Consider the following 17033-nt stretch of genomic DNA (forward strand, 5'->3'; position numbering starts at 1 on the left):
CTTCAGTGCTGGGAATCTCCTTCGCCGGGCAGCACCACGAACTCGCCGTTCAGGCTGCCCACCGCTTCGCCGCCGCACTCCAGCGCCACGGCAAGCCGCAAGCGCCCCATGCGTCCGCGCCGCAAAGCCCGCTCCAGCTTGTCCCAATCGGCGGCGTCCGGCGCGGCGGCGCGGGCGAGAAAGTCGGCGACGATGGGCTTGTCGTAGCGCATGTCGTTGCCGTGAATGATGACGCGGCCGGCCAGGCCGCGCTCGCGCAGGCGCATGAACACCAGGCACCAGGCGGCGAGGATGGCCGCCGCCGAGGCGCTGCCGCCGAACACGGTGGCGCGGTGGTTGATATTGGGCGCCAGCGGCGCGCTCAGGATCACGCGCTCGCCGCTGGCCTCGGCCACGCTGACCGCCATCGCGGCGGACAGCGGGATGTGTTGATGGAGGTAGTCTTCAAGCGCCTGTGGACTCATGTTGTTCTCCCGATTCGGCACGCCCGGCTTTGGCGCCGCCGCTCTCATTCTGCCCCAAGAGGTGGCGCTGGAAAAACCACAGGCTATGGCCCAGTTGCAGCACCTGGTTTTCCCGTTTGGCCGCGCCGTGGCCTTCGTCCGGGAACAGGATCAGGCCGCCGTCCACGCCCTTGCCGGCCATCGCGCGGTACATTTGCAGCGCCTCGCCCACCGGCACTCGCGGATCGCTAACGCCCTGGATGATCAGCAGCGGAGCGCGCAGCTTGTCGATGTGATTGATGGGCGACAATTGCTCCAGCGCGGCGCGGTCGCGCTCCAGGTCGCCGTATTCGGCGGCCCGCAGCGCGCGGCGGTAGGGCGCGGTGTTTTGCAGGAAGCTGACCAGGTTGGCGATGCCGACATTGGACACGCCGGCGTCGTAGGCGCCGGCGAAGATGGTCATCGCCGCCAGTGTGGAATAGCCGCCGTAGCTGCCGCCCATCACCCCGATCTTGGGCGCCACGCCGTCCGCGCCCCACTGGCTGCGGATGTAGCGCGCGGCGTCTTCGATATCGGACAGCACTTGCAGCCGGCGCGGACCGTTGTCGCTGTCCAGCCAGCTCTTGCCGTAGCCGACGGAGCCGCGCACATTGGGCTGCACATAGATGAAGCCGGCGTCGACGAATAACTGGGCCTGCGGCAAGAAGCCGGCCCGGCTCTGGCTCTCCGGCCCGCCGTGAAAGTGGACCACCACCGGGCAGGGCGTGGCCGCGCAGCGCGTCGGCCGGCGCACGAACATCGGAATCGGCGTGCCGTCGCGCGCCGGGTAGCTTTCCAGGCTGACCTTGGCGAAGCCCCGGGTATCCAGCTCCGGCGCGGACGGCAACAGCCACTGGCTGAGCTTGCCGCGCTTGCTGTCCCAAACATGGCTGCTGGCCGGCGCGGTGTCGGTTTCCACGCTGAAGTTGACGTAGCGGCCGTCGCGGCTGAGGTTGACGACGTTGACCTGGGCCGCGCCAGGGAAGGCCGGCAGCTTCAGCGCGCGATAGCCGCGGCGGCCGTCCAGCGCCAAGGCCTTGCCGTAACCATCCTGGCTCAGCGTGTAGTAGACGCGGCCCCGCTCATGGTCGATGTTGAGGTTTTCCACGTCGCCGCGCGCTTCCGGCGTCAGCGCCTGGAAGACGCCGGCGCTCCACAGATAAAGACGGTGGTATTCGCCGAACTTATTGCTGCGCACCAGGTATTCGCCGTCGCGCAGGCCGAAGTCCATCCGATAGTCGACGGCCTCGCCCTGGCCCAGCAGCGGCTGCAAGGCTTTGCCGTCCGGCGTCCATAAATAGAATTCCGCGCTGGCGTTGCTCAGCGTCTTTTGCAGCAATAGACGGCCGTCGTCGCGGTGATCGGCGATGCTCCAGGCCCCGCGATCGCCGAACAGACGCTCGCGGCGGCCGTCGGCCAGCCGATAGCGATACAGGGTGTAGCTGTCGGCCCGCTCGTCGTTGCTGCGGTAGTACAGCCATTGGCCGTCCTTGCTGAGAAACTGGAACTGGGTCTGCACGCCGGGCTTGTGCTGGACTTCGCGCAGCGCGCCGCCGGCGGCGGCTTGCAGATAGAGGCCGGGATTTTCCTCGCCCTTGCGGTCGCGGCTGAGCACCAGCCAGCGCCCGTCCGGACTGACGTCCTGGATCAGGGTGGCGTCTTCGCCGCCGGTAAGCTGCACCGGAAAGCGTTGCGGACCGTCCAGCCTCCAGACCTGCGGCACGCCGGTGACGCGCCAGCTGAAATACAAGGCCTTGCCGTCCGGGGACAGCACGCCGGCGCCGGGCGCGCGCAGGTCCAGCATATTCTGCACTTTGCGGCTCAGCTCCGCCGGCAAGGGCGCGGCGCGGTAGCGCGCCACCTCCTCCGCGCTGACGCTGGCGGCGCCAAGGCCGCTGTAGCCGCCGGCGGCACAGTCATGAGTGGACAACATCATCAACGCTGCGGTGGATAAGGCACGGACCATCATGACGACTCCTGAACCATTGGGCGGGCGACCAGTATAGCGGCCATGACAAAGCCATCGCAATTTGCATTATTCTCATGCCGACTCTGCGACACTTTGTCGCATGCTAGGGGGATGAGCAGGCGCTAAACTGATGCGGCTAATCCTCATTCGCATTTGTCGCCGCCAATGGCCGACACGCGCGCTAACCCTGATCCGCAAAGAGCTACGATGAAAAAGATCGCCCTGCTGGCCTTGCTGGCCGCTTCCGGCTCCGCCCTCGCCCACGTCACCCTGGAAACGCCCACCGCCGCCAGCGGCGGCTATTACAAGGGCGTGCTGAAAATCGGCCATGGCTGCAACGGCAGCCCCACCACCGCCATCAGCGTGGAAATGCCGGAGGGCGTGCATCTGGCGCAGCCGATGCCGAAAGCCGGCTGGGAGGTGGAGGTGAGCAAGAGCGCGGTCAAGCCTTTCGACAATTACGGCCGCAAGGTGAGCGAGGATGTGAGCCGCATCACCTGGAAGGGCGGCAAGCTGCCGTCCAATTTCTACGATGAGTTCGTATTCCAGGCCAAGATCGCCGCCCAGCCGGGCAAGCTCTACTTCAAGGTGAAACAGCTGTGCGAACAGGGCGAAACCAATTGGGCGGACATTCCGGCCCCCGGCCAGGACGCCCATGACTTGAAAAGCCCGGCGGCGGAGCTGACGGTGACCGCCGGCGCGGCCGGTCATCATCATTAAGAATCTATTTACGATCTGCTGCGCGTCGTGGAACGTGGCTCGGTGAGTGCACCTTGGAAACGCTCATGTGCCTTATGTACATTCCGCTTCCTCAGCGGTTTTCGCCTTGTCTCGCCTTAGCGCGCGAGATCGTAAACACGTTCTCGGAACGGATTCCTTGCGCCGGCCTGATCCCGCTTGCAAGCGGGCCGGCCAGAGGCATGAAAAACGCCGGCGGCGAGTCTCTCGCGGCCGGCGTTGTTGCATGGATGGGAGGGATCAGCGGAATAAGCCTTTGAGCAGATCCGCGCCCTGGGACAGCAAATCATCGCCCTGCGGCAGCTGGCCGTTGGGGGTCAGCTTGTCCACCAGACCGGGCAGATGTTCGGCCACCAATTGCGACACTTGCCCCTGGTCCAGGCCCACTTTTTCCGCGATGCCGGCGAGTTGATCGCCGCCCAGTACTTGCTGGATCTGCTCGGCGGACACCGGCAGATTGCCGCCCTGCCCCACCCACGAAGACACCAGCTCGCCCAGACCGCCTTGCTGGAACTGTTCCAGCAGTCCGGACAAGCCGCCTTGTTGTTGCAACAAGCTTTGCAGGGCTTCGCCGGCGCCGCCTTCCGCGCCGCCGGACAGCAAACCGCTCAAGGTATCGAATAAAGCCATGGTGCTCTCCTGTTTGCCGCGCACGGGGCGCGAATCTTGGTGAATGTCCCGCTGGCTCAAGCAGCCAGCAGGCCCGCCAGCCCGCGCATGGTCTGCCAGGGGTCGCCGACTTCCACGCCCTTGATCTGACGGTCTATGCGCGCGCATTCGTCCAGCGCGGTCATCAGCTTGCGCGGGCCGATGCGGCGCAAGGCCGGTTCGGCCAGACGCTGCTTGTCGCCCCACAAACGCAGTTCGCGCGCCATGTCGCGCGCGTTGCGCCCATCCTTCAGGCCCTGGCGCAGACGCAGCAACATGCGCACGTCTTCGGTCAGCGACCACAACACCAGCACCGGCGCCTCGCCTTCGGCCATCAGGCCGTCCAGCATGCGCAGCACCCGCGGCACGTCGCCGGCCAGCCAGGATTCGGACAGATGGAACACGTCGAAGCGGGCCACATTGGCCACCGCGGCGCGCAGTTGCTCCAGCGTCAGTTCGCCGGCCGGATACAACAAGGCCAGCTTGTCCACTTCCTGGCGCGCGGCCAGCAGATTGCCCTCCACGCGATCGACGAAGAAGGCCAGCGCCTCGCCGCCCAGCACCTGGCCCTGGGCCTTGAGCCGGCGCGTGATCCAGCCGGGCAGCTCGGCGCGCCCCACCAGGCGGGCCTCCGCCGTCACCGCCAGCTTTTCCAGCGCCTGGAACCATTTGGACTGCTGCTGCGCGCGCTCCAGCTTGGGCAGGGTGATCAAGGTCACCGTGTCCTGCGGCGGCTGCGCCGCCAGCTGTTGCAGCGCTTCCGCGCCTTCGGTGCCGGGTTTGCCGTTGGGGATGCGGATTTCCAGCAGCTTGCGCTCGGCGAACAGCGAGACGCTGCTCATCGCGTCGCGCAATTGCGACCAATCGAAACCAGCCTCCACCGTCAGCACTTCGCGCTCCTGATAGCCTTGCTCGCGCGCCGCCTGGCGCAGCGCGTCGGCGGCTTCCAGCGCCAGCAGCGCTTCCTCGCCGTGGATCAGGTAAAGCGGCGCCAGGCCCTTGCCCAACGCCGCGATCAGCGCGTCAGGGCTTAGGCTGGGCATCGGCGGGCTTCAGGCTTTGCGGGCCGGTCAGCGGCGCGGCGGCCGGCTTTTTCAGATAGGCCAGCCGGCGCACGATCTGCTCGGCCGCGTCGCGGCGGGCGTCGGCCCAGATCAGCGCTTCTTCCTGCTCCTTGCCGAGGATGGCGCTGTCGGAGTAGTTCATGCTGCGGCGCACGACCACCGTCATGTCCGGCTCCACCGGCACGCCGAACAGCACGGTGCGCACCACGGCGGTGTAAGTCAGCTGGTACTCGTTGATCTTGCCGCCCACGTTCAGGGTCAGGATGTCCTTGGACTGATTTTCGCTGAGGATGGTCACCACCGCCTCGGCCTGCTTGGGATTGCCCAGCACTTGCAGACGCGGGTCGCGCGCCAGCACGGTGCGCACGTCGCCGGCCACCGCGGTGTTGCCGCCATCGAAATACATCGAGGCGAACGGCAGCGGCTTCATCGGGCCGCCCAGGCCGCGCAGGTGGAAGCCGCAGGCGCTCAGCGTAAGGGCCAGCAGCGCCAGCCACAGCCATTGCAGGGAAAGTCTCATTCGCGATTCCTTATCGGGAAACAATGCTTGCCTGGCCCGGCCCGGGGCGCGATCCGCGTCCCGGAGCCTAAGCCACGCCGGTTTACACCACGATGTTGACCAGGCGGCCCGGCACCACGATGATTTTCTTGGCCGGTTTGCCTTCCATGAACTTCTGCACGTTTTCATGCGCCAGCGCCGCCGCCTCGATCGCGTCCTTGGCCGCGTCGGCGGCCACGGTGACGCTGCCGCGCAGCTTGCCGCCCACTTGCACCATCAGTTCGATCTCGCTCTTGATCAGCGCGCTCTCGTCCACTTTCGGCCAAGCTTGTTGCAGCAATTCGCTGCCCGGACGCAAGGCGTTCCACAACGCGTCGCAGATATGCGGCACGATGGGGGACAGCAACAGCGTCACGGCTTCCAGCGTTTCCTGCGCCACGGCGCGGCCGGCGTCGCCGGAGGTGTCGGTCTTGTCGTAGGTGTTCAGCAGTTCCATCACCGCGGCGATGGCGGTGTTGAATTGCTGGCGGCGGCCGTAGTCGTCGGCCACTTTCTGGATGGTGGCGTGCAGCTTGAAGCGCAGGTCTTTCAGGCCGGCGCTCAGTTCGCCGCCGCTGTAAGCCGGCGCCAGGCCGGTTGCGACATGCTCGTTCGCCGCCTTCCACAAGCGCTTGAGGAAGCGGAACGCGCCTTCCACGCCGGCGTCCGACCATTCCAGGCTCTGCTCCGGCGGCGCGGCGAACATCATGAACAGACGGGCGGTGTCCGCGCCGTAGTTTTCAATGAATTCCTGCGGGTCCACGCCGTTGTTCTTGGACTTGGACATTTTCTCGATGCCGCCCACCACGACCGGCAGGCCGTCCACGCGATGCTTGGCGGCCACGATCTTGCCCTTGGCGTCGCGCTCCAGCACCACGTCCTGCGGCGCGATCCAGTCGGTGGCGCCGTTGGGCAGTTCGCGATAGAAGGTTTCGCACACCACCATGCCCTGGGTCAGCAGGCTCTTGAACGGCTCGTCGCTGGACACCAGGCCCTCGTCGCGCATCAGCTTGTGGAAGAAGCGCGCGTACAGCAGGTGCAGGATGGCGTGTTCGATGCCGCCCACGTACTGGTCCACTTGCAGCCAGTAGTCGGCCGCCTTCTTGTCCACCATCGCGGTGTCGCACTTGGGCGAGGCGTAGCGCGCGTAGTACCAGCTGGACTCGACGAAGGTGTCCATGGTGTCGGTTTCGCGCTTGGCCGCGCCGCCGCATTTTGGGCAGCTGGTTTCGTAGAATTCCGGCATCTTGGCCAGCGGGGAGCCGGCGCCGTCCGGAATCACGTTCTCCGGCAGCGTCACCGGCAGGTCTTTTTCCGGCACCGGCACATCGCCGCAGCTCTGGCAGTGGATGATGGGGATAGGGCAGCCCCAGTAGCGCTGGCGGGAGATGCCCCAGTCGCGCAGGCGGTATTGGGTTTTCTTCTGGCCGGAGGCCTTGGCTTCCAGATCGCCGACGATGGCGTCGAAGGCGGCGGCGAAGTTCAGGCCGTCGTATTTGCCGCTGCCCACGGTGCGGATGCTGTCGTCCTTGGCGGCGTACCAGTCCTGCCAGGCGGCGGCATCGAAGTTGTCTTCGCCGCTGGCCGGCGCGTAGACCTGCTGGATCGGCAAGCGGTATTTGTTGGCGAACTCGAAATCGCGCTCGTCATGCGCCGGCACCGCCATCACCGCGCCTTCGCCGTAACCCCACAGCACGTAGTTGGCCACCCATACCGGCAGCTTGGCGCCGGTCAGCGGATGAACGACGAACAGGCCGGTGTCCATGCCCTTCTTTTCCATCTTGGCCACGTCGGCCTCGGCCACGGAGCCGGCCTTGCATTCGGCGATGAAGGCTTGCAGCTCGGCGTTGCCGGCCGCGGCCTGGCTGGCCAGCGGGTGTTCGGCGGCCACCGCCACATAGGTGGCGCCCATCAGGGTGTCGGGACGGGTGGTGTAGACCTTGAGCTGGCCGGCGTGGCCGATGCTGGCTTCGTCGTAGGCGAAGGCCACGTCGGAGCCGAAGCTCTTGCCTATCCAGTTGCGCTGCATGGTCTTGACCTGTTCCGGCCAGCCGTCCAGCTTGTCCAGATCCGCCAGCAGCTGCTCGGCGTAGTCGGTGATGCGGAAGTAGTACATCGGGATTTCGCGCTTTTCCACCAGCGCGCCGGAACGCCAGCCGCGGCCGTCCACCACTTGCTCGTTGGCCAGCACGGTCTGATCCACCGGGTCCCAGTTGACCACGCCGTTTTTCTTATAGATCACGCCTTTTTCAAACAAACGGGTGAACAGCCACTGTTCCCAGCGGTAGTAGTCCGGCTTGCAGGTGGCCAGCTCGCGGTCCCAGTCCAGCGCAAAGCCCAGGCTGTCCAGCTGCTGCTTCATGTATTCGATGTTGGCGTAGGTCCAGGCCGCCGGCGCGCCGCCGTTTTTCATCGCGGCGTTCTCGGCCGGCAGGCCGAAGGCGTCCCAACCCATGGGCTGCAGCACGTTGAAGCCTTGCAGACGCTTGAAGCGGGCCAGCACGTCGGTGATGGTGTAGTTGCGCACATGGCCCATGTGCAGCTTGCCGGACGGATAGGGGAACATCGACAGCGCGTAGTATTTGGGACGCGACGCGTCTTCCACGGCTTTGAAAGCGGCAGTCTTCTGCCATTTCTGCTGGGCGGCGGCTTCCACCGCGCGCGGGCTGTATTGTTCTTGCATGGCGATCTTTATCTGGACTCTGAAATACAAAAGGCGGGCTGCCCGGAGGCGCCAGTGATGCGCTCCGCTCCGGATAGCCCGTCCGCAAAAAGGTTGCCCCCATTATAACGGCGTCTTCGCTTCCGCGATAAGACCCCAAAAAAACAAATGCTTGGCCGGCTCCTTGACCCGTCGCCGTCAAGGGCAGGGCTTGACGCCCCAGCCTTTGCGGCCGCGCCAGCAGGAGAAATCCTCCTTCACCGAGCGTATGGTCCAGACATTGCCTTCGCGGGAGAGCTGGAAGCGCTGGCGCATGCCCTTGACGCTGTCGTCCATCAGGCCTTCGCGCAGCAGCGCGATGCTGGCCTTGTCGAAGGCTTCCGGCGGGCTGGTCTGGATCACTTTCAGGCTGCGGTATTCGAACTGGCCGTCTTCGCCCAGCCGGTTCTTGGCGAAGCGCAACACCACTTCCAGCGGCAGTTCGCCGGGCTGGCCGGCAAAGGGGAAGCGCGTCTCGTCGCTATAGGCGGAGGCGGCGGCGGGCATTCCGGCCAGTAAGGCCGCGGCGCAGAGAACGATGGTTTTCAATTGCCAGTCTTTCCTTGTCGAAAACCAGATTCGACCGGCCCACGCGCCAAATAGTTGCGCGGGCTTAGAAGCGATTCAAAGTCTGCCGCGCTTCGGCGATACGGCGTTGAAAACGCTTTCAGGATGCTCATGCGCCACCTGTGCATTCCGCTTCTTCAAGCGTTTTCGCCTTGTCTCGCCTTCGCTCGCGGGAGCGTAAACACGTTCTTAGACCCGGCCGGCCAGATGGGCGTCGCGGAAGCGCTCCAGTTGCCGCAGCAGCGCCTCGAGTATGCCCGGCTCCCACACAGAGTGGCCGGCGGCTTCCACCAGTTCGTAGTGGGCCTGCGGCCAGGCCTGGGCCAGCCTCAGCGCGGTGGAGGGCGGGCAGACCACGTCGTAACGGCCTTGCACGATGGCGGCGGGAATGTGGCGGATGCGCGCCAGCCCGTCCAGCAGCGCGCCTTCCGGCAAAAACACGCGGTTGACGAAGTAATGGGCCTCCAGCCGCGCCAGCGACAAGGCCACGTATTCGCTGCCGGCGCGCTCAGCGGCGTCGGCATTGGGGCGCAGCGCGACGCAAGCGCCCTCGTAACGTCCCCAGGCGCGGCAGGCCGGCAGGTGCACCGCCGGGTCCGGGTCGGTCAGCCGCCGGTAATAGGCGGCCAGCAAGTCGCCGCGCTCCGCCTCCGGGATGGGCGCGACGAAGCGTTGCCACTCCTCGGGAAAGAACTGACCCATGCCGTGCAGAAACCAGTCGATCTCGCGGCGCTCACCCAGGAAAATGCCGCGCAGAATCAGGCCGCTGACCCGCTCCGGATGCGCCTGGGCGTAAGCCAGCGCCAGCGTGCAGCCCCAGGAGCCGCCGAACACCAGCCAGCGCTCTATGCCCAGTTGCTCGCGCAGCCGCTCGATGTCCGCCACCAGATGGGCGGTGCTGTTGTCGCGCAGCTCGCCGCGCGGCGAGGAGCGGCCGCTGCCGCGCTGATCGAACAGCACCGCGCGGTAAAAACCGGGGTCGAACAACTGGCGGCAGGCCGGCACGCAGCCGTCTCCGGGTCCGCCGTGCAGATAGAGGACCGGATACCCCTGCGGCTGGCCGCACTGCTCCCAGTACATGGAATGCAAGCCGTCCAGCGGCAGCATGCCGCTGGCAAACGGTTCTATCGGCGGATACAGCATGGCTTCTCCATCAAAAGTCGGTTTCTTAGAGCCTGTTCAAAGTCTCGCGAGCCAGAGCGAGACAAGGCGAAAATTAGCGAAAAAGCGGAATGTACGAGGGGTACTGAGCATTTTGAGCTGGTTTTTAACGCCGTATCGCCGAAGCACCGCAGGCTATGAACAGGTTCTTAGCCGCGCAGCAGGCTATACAACATCTCACTGGCCATCGTCGCCATCAAGGCGGCGAACACCTGCTTCAAACGGGCCACCGGCAGCTTGTGCGCGGCGCGCGCGCCCAGCGGCGCCATCAGCACCGTCATCAGCATCAGCGCCAGCATCGCCGGCAGGTAGATAAAACCCAAGGCGCCTGCCGGCAAGCCGGCAACGCTCCAGCCGCTGTAGAGATAGCCGACGGCGCCGGACACGGCGATGGGCCAGCCCAAGGCCGCGCTGGTGGCGATGGCGGTGTGCACCGGCACATTGCACCAGCTCATATAGGGCACGCTCATCGAACCGCCGCCTATGCCCACCCAGCTGGAGATCATGCCTATCGCGCCGCCCGCGCCCCACTGCCCGGCCTGGCCCGGCATTCCACGGCTGGCTTGCGGCTTGAGATTGAAGAACATCTGCACGGCGACCAGGTAGGCGTAGCCGACGAAGAACCATTTCAACGCCAGCCCGGAAATCGCGCCGGCGATCAGGCTGCCCAGCAAGGTGCCGACCACCATCGCCGGCGCCATCGCCCGCACAATGCGCCAGTCCACCGCGCCCTTTTTGTGATGAGCGCGCACGCTGGACAGGCTGGTGAACACCATTACCGCCAGCGAGGTGCCCACCGCCAGATGCTGAGCATGGTCGCCGCCCAAATGCGCGGCGGACAAGACCCCCAACACCACGGGCACGATGACCAGGCCGCCGCCGACGCCGAGCAGGCCGGCCAGAAAGCCGGCCACCGCGCCGCAGGCCAGCAGCGCCAGAATCAGCGGCACGCTCAGCATGCCAGCAGCTGTTCAGTGATATAGCGCCATTCGTCCTCGCTCAGCGGAGTGATGGACAGCCGGTTGCCGCGCTTGAGCACCGTCATCTCCGCCAGCGGCGGGTGTCGGCGCAGCTCGGCCGGGGACAGCAGCCGGGTCTTGCGCAGGAAACGTACGTCCACCGCCAGCCAGCGCGGCGCGTCGGGAGAGGACTTGGGGTCGTAGTAAGGGCTTTCCGGGTCGAACTGGCTGGAGTCCGGATGCGCGGCAGCGGCGATTTCCGCCAGGCCGGCCACGCCCGGCTCCGGGCAGGACGAGTGCCAGAACAGCAGCCGGTCCCCCTCTTGCATGCCGTCGCGCATGAAGTTGCGCGCCTGGTAATTGCGCACGCCGGTCCACTCGAACAAGCGTTCGGGCTCGGCGGCGAGATCGTCGATCGAGGTATCGTCCGGTTCGGACTTCATCAGCCAGTATCGCATGGGCAATGTCTGTTAATCAGTCAGGGAAAGGGTTAACGCTTGCTCAATCTTACTGGAAAGATTGCGGCTTAGGCTGTCTTCACCGCCCCGAAAGGGGGTTCTGAAGCGATATGGAAAGGGAAGACCATGAAAACGCATGAAAAACAGCTGGTGATGGGCCTGTTGCTGAGCGGCGCCTTGAGCGCCTGCGTGGTGGTGCCGCCCCGGGCGGCGCCGGTAGTCGTCAGACCCGCGCCGGTGGTGGTGCGCCCGGCGCCCGTCGTGGTGACGCCCGTCTACGGCTATTACGGCGACTACGGCCGCCGCCCCTGGCGCTAAGCCGCGCGCAGATACAGCCAGCCGCCCAGCAAGACCAGATTCAGCGCCGCGCCGCACCAGAACAGCAGCCGGAACGGCTGCTTGACGGTTTTGTGGCGAAACAGCCGGCGCGCCATCAGGCCGCCGGGCCAGCCGCATAGCACACCCAGCCACAGCAGCCGGGCTTCCGGCGTGCGCGGCCCGCCGCGCTCCGCCGCCCGCTTGTCGCGCCAGTACAGAATGAAGCAGAGCAGGCTCAAGCTAAGATACAGCCACGCCACCGCCCACTCCAGCCGCCCCAGCAGGGCCAAGGCCGGCAAAACGGCCAGGAAGACGATGGCTATCGGCATAGAGGACTCAAAGGCAGCCGGCGCAAACCGGATTCGGTCAGCAAATAATCCAGCCGGACGTCCCAGGGCTCGCGCGGCACGCGCTCGACGCGCTGGCAATCGTAGGCCACGCCCACCAGCAAGGGCTTGCCGAACAAGCGCGCGCGCTGGCGGAAGGCCAGCGTGGTGTCGTAGAAGCCGCCGCCCTGCCCCATGCGATAGCCCTCGTCGTCGATGGCCAGCAGCGGCACAAACAACACGTCCAGCCGTTCGGCGCGCAGCGCCGGACCATCGTATTCGGCGATCCGGTAGCGCGGATGCAGATACCAGCGGTCAGCCGCGCCCAGACGGCTGAACCACAGCCGGCGGCCGCGCCGCGGAATCTGCGGCAGATAGACTTCCGCGCCGCGCCACAGCGCTGCGCTCATCAGGATTTCCAGATCCAGCTCCGAACCGGCGGCCAGATAAGCGCCCACGCGCTTGCCTCGCTTGAGCAGCCGCGAGGCGTGACGCGCGATCGCCCGCATCGCCTGCAAACGGTAAGAAGCGCTCAGAGCCTGACGCGCGCGGCGAATTTTCCTGCGCAATGCGGGCTTGTCGACGGGAAACGGATCGGAAACAAGAGAGGGTGCGGTCATGGCAGAGGGGGGAGCCCCCGCGAGTGTCGTTCGGGCAAAATTCGCTTGTACCCTGTTTCCAGGGAGGGCCGCCTGCCAGTCATTTCGGGCGCATCCTCAAGAGGACGCGGCACGCCCATGACTCACGCTGGCAGCCTGAAGCGAACGCATTGGTACAAAGGAATTGTGTGCCTTCACAAACACCGCAGGGGGTACTGACCTTGGTGTTCGCCAGCTGGCTGCGGTTTAAAACAGCGCTTGCTGGCTTTCGCGGAGCGCCTGGTCGGCTGCTTCGCTCATACTGCGTATTTTACGCTGAAACGCCGCCATCTCCAAGCCCTCTCCCACTTTTGTCTTCAACAAATCGTGGGCGATGTTCAAGGCGGCCATGATGGCGATCTTGTCGGCGTCCATCACCTTGCCGTGCTGCTGGATCATTTCGATCTTGCCGGCCAGCAGACGCACCGCCTCTTGCAGCGTTTCCTTTTCTTCCGCCGGGGTGCCGATGGTGAAGGAACGTCCCAGCAGTTCGATTTCAACCTGAGCCACGTCGCTCATTCCGCATCCTCCGACGCCTTGGGCAGGCGCTCGACCAGAGCCGCCACCCGCGCGCGGGTTTCGTTCACTCTGAAGTTCAGCTCCGCATTGTCGCGCAGCGCTTCGGACAGCGCTTCGGCAAAACGGCCGTTTTGTGTTTCAAGTTCGCGAATGCGCGCCACCAACGCCGTCACCCGCGACTCGAGATATTCCAGTTCCTTGTCCATGGCGGCGAGGATAGCCGGCGCTCACTTGGCCGTCAAACCCAGCCGCTGCCGCGCTGTGTCCAGCGCGAGACACAGGGCCGCCGCGCCGTCCACCAGCCGCGGGCCGGGCACGACCATGGCGTCGCCCGGCAAGGCGAACAAGGCGTCTTTGGCCACCGCCGGCAGCGTTTGCCAACGACGCCACATCCGCAGGCTGGCCTCGTCGCCGGCCAGAATGGCCTGCGGACGCGCGGCCACCACGGTGGCGGCGGACACTTGCGGCGCCGGCTGCCGGACATCGCCAAACACGTTGACGCCGCCGCACAAGCTGATCAGCGGCCCCATGAAGCTTTGATCGCTGACGGTGAAAATGGGCGTTTGGCTGACTTGATAGAACACCCGCACCGGCGCGCGCGCGCCGTAACGCCGGCGCAACTCGGCCAGGCGCTGGCGATAACTCGCGGCCGCCTTGCCGGCGGCGGCGTCCACGCCCGCCAGCCGCCCCAAGGCCAGCATTTCCTTGGCCACGTCGTCCGGCTGCAAAGGGTGGCTCAGATAGACGGGAATGCCCAGGCTGCGCAAGCGCTCCAGTTCGCGCGGCGCGCCGCCGTCGCGCCAGGCCACCACCAGATCCGGCCGCTGCCGCATCACCGCCTCCAGGCTGAAGCCGGTGAAGCTGCCCACCCGCGGCAAACGCTTGGCGGCGTCCGGATGGTCGCTATGTTCCACCGTGGCCACCAGCTTGTCGCCGGCGCCCACCGCGTACAGCATTTCCGTGGCGTGCGGCACCAGGGTCAGAATCCTTTGCGCCGGCTGCGCCAGCGTGATGGTCTGGCCACCGCCGTCCTGGGCGCTGACCGCCGCCAAAGCCGGCAGCGCGCCCAGCAGCAAGACCAGAACCGGCAACCGTCTCATATCTCGCCTTTCAACACCAGCGGCAAGCCGCAGGCCACCAGCGTCACCCGCTGGCAGACCGCCGCCACCGCTTGGTTCACACGCCCCAGCTCGTCGACGAAGCATCGGGTCTGGGCATTGGCCGACACCACGCCCCAGCCGATTTCATTGCTGACCAGCAGCACCTCGCCTCGGGCCTGTTCCAGCGCCGCCAGCAGCGCGGCGCGTTCCTGTTCGAAACCGGCGGTGTCGAAACCGCCGTCCTCGTTGAAAAAGCGCATCAGCCACATGCCCAGGCAGTCGACCAAGAGTAGGCCGCCCGCCGCGTCGCGACGCAGCAGCTCGGCGGCCAAGCCGCGGCCGGCCTCCGCTTGCGACCACGCCGCCGGACGCCGTCGACGATGGTGTTCGACGCGAGCGGCGAACTCGGCGTCGCCGCCGCGCAGCTCGGCCGTCGCCAGATAGCAGACCGGACCCGGGTGGGCCAAGGCCAGGGTTTCGGCGTAGCGGCTCTTGCCGCTGCGCGCGCCGCCGGTGATCAGGTGGGGCATGGGAATTCCTTACTGACTGAAACGAACCCCAAGGAAAACACCCAGTCCGCCGGTGTTGTACCCATAAGCGGTTTCATATTCACGATTGAACAGATTGTCCGCTCGAGCCGTGGCAGTCCAATTTTTGGCAAAACGATAATTGGCAAAAATATTGGTCACGCCGTAACCATGCAGCGCTTTGGCCTCCGAATTAGCCGCATCTCCCGCTCGGCGCGACGCGACTTGCTGCTCCGCTCCCAGCGTCCATTTTTCCCACTGCTTGGCGGCGGATACGCTGGCACTCTGGCGCGGCCGGTTTGCCAACCAATTGCCTGTCTTATCGTCTCGCGCATCCATCAGCGTCAAGTTACCTTGCCAGTCGATACTGAGCCATTGGGCCCCCGCCTCCAATGACAGCCCCCGGATCGTTGCGCGATCCACATTGCTCGGGCGCCATGAATTGAAATCCGTGGGGTCGGTTTGCGCCCACTGAATCAACTGCTCCACTTTGTTCTGGAATAGGGTCAAGCTAGCCGAACGGCCATCTTTTCGGTATTGCAGGGCCAGCTCTGTATTCTTTGAACTTTCCGGCTTTAGATTGGGGTTGCCGCTGCCCGGATAGTACAGATCGTTAAAGGACGGTGCTTTATACCCTGTGCCATAACCTACACGCGCAAGCCAACCATCGGCGAAACGATAGCCATAACCGGCTTTACCGGTCATCTTCCCCCCGAATTGATCATCATGATCGTTTCGAAGGCTAGCTTGCAGAAGATGCTTGCCCAACTCCAACTGGTAGCTCACGAATCCGGCATTGGTGGTGCGGGTGTTTTTGGTATAGATACCATCGCTAGCGATTTTCTGGTCCAAATGGGAGGCGCCCAAAATAAATACGCCAACCTTGGTATTCAAGTCGTTCTGCCATTGCCATTCGTTCTGCGTTGTCTGAAAAAAGCTGGCACGTCGATCGAAATTGCCGTTATGAAACTCCTCGGACTTGTCCTGACTGCGGGCAAAACGCAGAGTGCTTGTCCAGACATCGTTGAAACGATTTTTTGATTCAACGCTCTGCCCAGCCAGGCGCGACTTGGAGCGATCCTGCCCCTTCCACGCACTGGTATAGTCAATGTCAGCCTCCGCAAAGGTCTGGAATAGACGCACAGTCAAATCATGGCCCGGCAACAAGGTCTGCGTCAGGCTAGCGGCATAGCTATCATTGCGATACCCATCGTTGTCCGGGTTGTAGTAATCCGTGTTGCGTGAATTCGTCGCCGAAAAACCATCGGACTGAGCGTGCGACAACTGCAGGCTATAAGCGGTATTTCCCGACTTCCCCGCTACGCCGGCGCTTAGCTTGCCGGTGCCTCGGCTGCCAAACTCCACCCCCGCGTTCCATCGCGGCTCGCCCTCGCCTTTACGAGTGAAGATCTGAATCACCCCGCCGATGGCGTCTGCGCCGTATAAACTGGACGCAGGCCCCCGCAGAATTTCAATGCGCTCGATCTGGGCCAATGGAATATTCTGAATCGTCGTGGTACCGAGCGTGGCGGAATAAATTCGCACGCCGTCCACCAGCACCACCGTATGGCTATCCTTGTTGCCGCGGATATAGATGCTGCTGGCGCTGCCTGGGCCGCCATTGCTGGCGATAGAAACAGCCGCTTGACGCGACAACACTTGTTGCAGGGTTTGCGCCCCGCTTTCTTCGATTTCCTCGCGCGTGATCACGGTCGCATCGGCTAGCGTGCGCGACAGCGGTTGCGCCACACGGCCCGCCGTCACCACTACCGGATCCCCGGCGAACTCGGGCACATTGGCGGCATAGGCCTGGCCGGCGCAGGCCAGCGAGACCAGCAAGGCGCATTGTTGGGGTTTGAACATGAAACACACTCCACATGGAATCTGGCCGCCAGGGCGGCATGGTTAGGAAGAGTGCGAAGAAGGCATGAAAAGGGGGACGCCGCGGCAGGGCGCCGGGCCGTCTGTCGGATCGCCTCCCCGCGATACTCCAGTGCGGCCGCCTTCCGGGCGGCCATTGGGCGGGCGCGAGTGTGGTTTCCATGATCGCGCATGCCAGCAGGCCGGTCTCCGGGCTCGGCCTTGCGGCGATGCGCCTTCCCATCCGATGGACAGTGGCCCTTGCATCGCCTGGGCGTTGAGGTTCAACGTCTCGCGCGTCGAGCGCGACTCGGTTGAACAGCTTCACACGCCAGGCCTTACCGTTGCGGGGGCAGCGCCGGTCTTGCACCGGCTTCCCGTTTCATCCGCGGCGCTTGAGCCGCGGACACCTGCTAGGTTCCGGATTATACCGGAGAGCATCCCGACGGGATGGCGCCAA

The 17033-nt window shown here is 65.0% G+C and carries 19 protein-coding genes, 1 other RNA gene and 1 riboswitch; of the genes, 2 read left to right on the top strand and 18 right to left on the bottom strand.

Annotation, left to right across the window (positions count from 1 at the left end):
* Positions 1 to 2: 2 nt before the first annotated feature.
* Positions 3 to 464 carry a YiiD C-terminal domain-containing protein gene (locus NK214_RS00955; RefSeq protein WP_253313557.1) on the bottom strand — a complete coding sequence of 154 codons (462 nt, stop codon included), beginning with the start codon at positions 462 to 464 and terminating at the stop codon, positions 3 to 5.
* Complete coding sequence (locus NK214_RS00960; RefSeq protein ID WP_253313558.1) at positions 445 to 2448, bottom strand: prolyl oligopeptidase family serine peptidase; 2004 nt, start codon at positions 2446 to 2448, stop codon at positions 445 to 447. Before NK214_RS00960 ends, NK214_RS00955 begins: the two co-directional genes overlap by 20 nt.
* A gap of 210 nt (positions 2449 to 2658) precedes the next feature.
* Here NK214_RS00960 and NK214_RS00965 point away from each other — a divergent pair, with 210 nt between their 5' ends.
* Complete coding sequence (locus tag NK214_RS00965) at positions 2659 to 3171, top strand: YcnI family protein (protein ID WP_253313559.1); 513 nt, start codon at positions 2659 to 2661, stop codon at positions 3169 to 3171.
* 258 nt (positions 3172 to 3429) lie between these two features.
* On the opposite strand, the gene NK214_RS00970 is transcribed toward NK214_RS00965, so the two are convergent.
* The 8 genes from NK214_RS00970 to NK214_RS01005 all read right to left on the bottom strand — a co-directional run bounded on the left by NK214_RS00970 (position 3430) and on the right by NK214_RS01005 (position 11285).
* Entirely contained in the window at positions 3430 to 3819 is a 390-nt protein-coding gene (locus tag NK214_RS00970; RefSeq protein ID WP_107801124.1) for a YidB family protein, read from the bottom strand.
* 56 nt (positions 3820 to 3875) lie between these two features.
* On the bottom strand, positions 3876 to 4880 hold the full coding sequence (holA, locus tag NK214_RS00975; RefSeq protein WP_107801125.1) for a DNA polymerase III subunit delta: 1005 nt from the start codon (positions 4878 to 4880) through the stop codon (positions 3876 to 3878).
* Positions 4861 to 5421, bottom strand: a complete 561-nt coding sequence (gene lptE / locus NK214_RS00980; RefSeq protein ID WP_107801126.1) for an LPS assembly lipoprotein LptE — start codon at positions 5419 to 5421, stop codon at positions 4861 to 4863. Before lptE ends, holA begins: the two co-directional genes overlap by 20 nt.
* Positions 5422 to 5503: 82 nt before the next feature.
* Entirely contained in the window at positions 5504 to 8122 is a 2619-nt protein-coding gene (gene leuS / locus NK214_RS00985) for a leucine--tRNA ligase (RefSeq protein WP_253313560.1), read from the bottom strand.
* A gap of 177 nt (positions 8123 to 8299) precedes the next feature.
* Positions 8300 to 8689, bottom strand: a complete 390-nt coding sequence (locus NK214_RS00990; protein ID WP_107801128.1) for a hypothetical protein — start codon at positions 8687 to 8689, stop codon at positions 8300 to 8302.
* 207 nt (positions 8690 to 8896) lie between these two features.
* Positions 8897 to 9850: a prolyl aminopeptidase gene (pip, locus tag NK214_RS00995; RefSeq protein WP_253313561.1), complete on the bottom strand. Its 954-nt coding sequence runs from the start codon at positions 9848 to 9850 to the stop codon at positions 8897 to 8899.
* A 167-nt stretch (positions 9851 to 10017) separates the two neighbouring features.
* Positions 10018 to 10827 carry a sulfite exporter TauE/SafE family protein gene (locus NK214_RS01000; RefSeq protein WP_107801130.1) on the bottom strand — a complete coding sequence of 270 codons (810 nt, stop codon included), beginning with the start codon at positions 10825 to 10827 and terminating at the stop codon, positions 10018 to 10020.
* Positions 10821 to 11285, bottom strand: a complete 465-nt coding sequence (locus tag NK214_RS01005; protein WP_253313562.1) for an EVE domain-containing protein — start codon at positions 11283 to 11285, stop codon at positions 10821 to 10823. The genes NK214_RS01000 and NK214_RS01005 overlap by 7 nt, the downstream gene beginning before the upstream one ends.
* A 126-nt stretch (positions 11286 to 11411) precedes the next feature.
* Here NK214_RS01005 and NK214_RS01010 point away from each other — a divergent pair, with 126 nt between their 5' ends.
* Entirely contained in the window at positions 11412 to 11603 is a 192-nt protein-coding gene (locus tag NK214_RS01010; RefSeq protein WP_235085075.1) for a hypothetical protein, read from the top strand.
* Here NK214_RS01010 and NK214_RS01015 read toward each other — a convergent pair.
* From NK214_RS01015 to NK214_RS01050, 8 genes are all read right to left on the bottom strand, one after another.
* A complete protein-coding gene (locus NK214_RS01015) occupies positions 11600 to 11932 on the bottom strand; it encodes a DUF1294 domain-containing protein (RefSeq protein WP_253313563.1) in 333 nt (110 codons plus the stop codon). The genes NK214_RS01010 and NK214_RS01015 overlap by 4 nt on opposite strands.
* Positions 11923 to 12498 carry a 5-formyltetrahydrofolate cyclo-ligase gene (locus NK214_RS01020; RefSeq protein ID WP_253313564.1) on the bottom strand — a complete coding sequence of 192 codons (576 nt, stop codon included), beginning with the start codon at positions 12496 to 12498 and terminating at the stop codon, positions 11923 to 11925. The genes NK214_RS01015 and NK214_RS01020 overlap by 10 nt, the downstream gene beginning before the upstream one ends.
* 61 nt (positions 12499 to 12559) lie before the next feature.
* Positions 12560 to 12743, bottom strand: a non-coding RNA gene (ssrS, locus tag NK214_RS01025) — 6S RNA.
* Between the two features lie 31 nt (positions 12744 to 12774).
* Positions 12775 to 13086: a cell division protein ZapA gene (locus NK214_RS01030; RefSeq protein WP_019101793.1), complete on the bottom strand. Its 312-nt coding sequence runs from the start codon at positions 13084 to 13086 to the stop codon at positions 12775 to 12777.
* Positions 13083 to 13292 carry a hypothetical protein gene (locus tag NK214_RS01035; protein WP_048409989.1) on the bottom strand — a complete coding sequence of 70 codons (210 nt, stop codon included), beginning with the start codon at positions 13290 to 13292 and terminating at the stop codon, positions 13083 to 13085. The genes NK214_RS01030 and NK214_RS01035 overlap by 4 nt, the downstream gene beginning before the upstream one ends.
* A gap of 21 nt (positions 13293 to 13313) precedes the next feature.
* The gene (locus NK214_RS01040) at positions 13314 to 14186 is read right to left on the bottom strand and encodes a cobalamin-binding protein (RefSeq protein ID WP_253313565.1); all 873 of its coding nucleotides are present in this window, start codon (positions 14184 to 14186) and stop codon (positions 13314 to 13316) included.
* Positions 14183 to 14716 (bottom strand): bifunctional adenosylcobinamide kinase/adenosylcobinamide-phosphate guanylyltransferase, encoded by a 534-nt coding sequence (gene cobU, locus NK214_RS01045; protein ID WP_107801136.1) that lies wholly within the window; start codon positions 14714 to 14716, stop codon positions 14183 to 14185. Before cobU ends, NK214_RS01040 begins: the two co-directional genes overlap by 4 nt.
* 9 nt (positions 14717 to 14725) lie before the next feature.
* Entirely contained in the window at positions 14726 to 16576 is a 1851-nt protein-coding gene (locus NK214_RS01050) for a TonB-dependent receptor domain-containing protein (RefSeq protein ID WP_253313566.1), read from the bottom strand.
* 180 nt (positions 16577 to 16756) lie between these two features.
* A riboswitch (cobalamin riboswitch) is annotated at positions 16757 to 17002 on the bottom strand.
* Positions 17003 to 17033: the final 31 nt, after the last annotated feature.

The organism is Chromobacterium sp. S0633 (assembly GCF_024158805.1).
GTDB lineage: Bacteria > Pseudomonadota > Gammaproteobacteria > Burkholderiales > Chromobacteriaceae > Chromobacterium.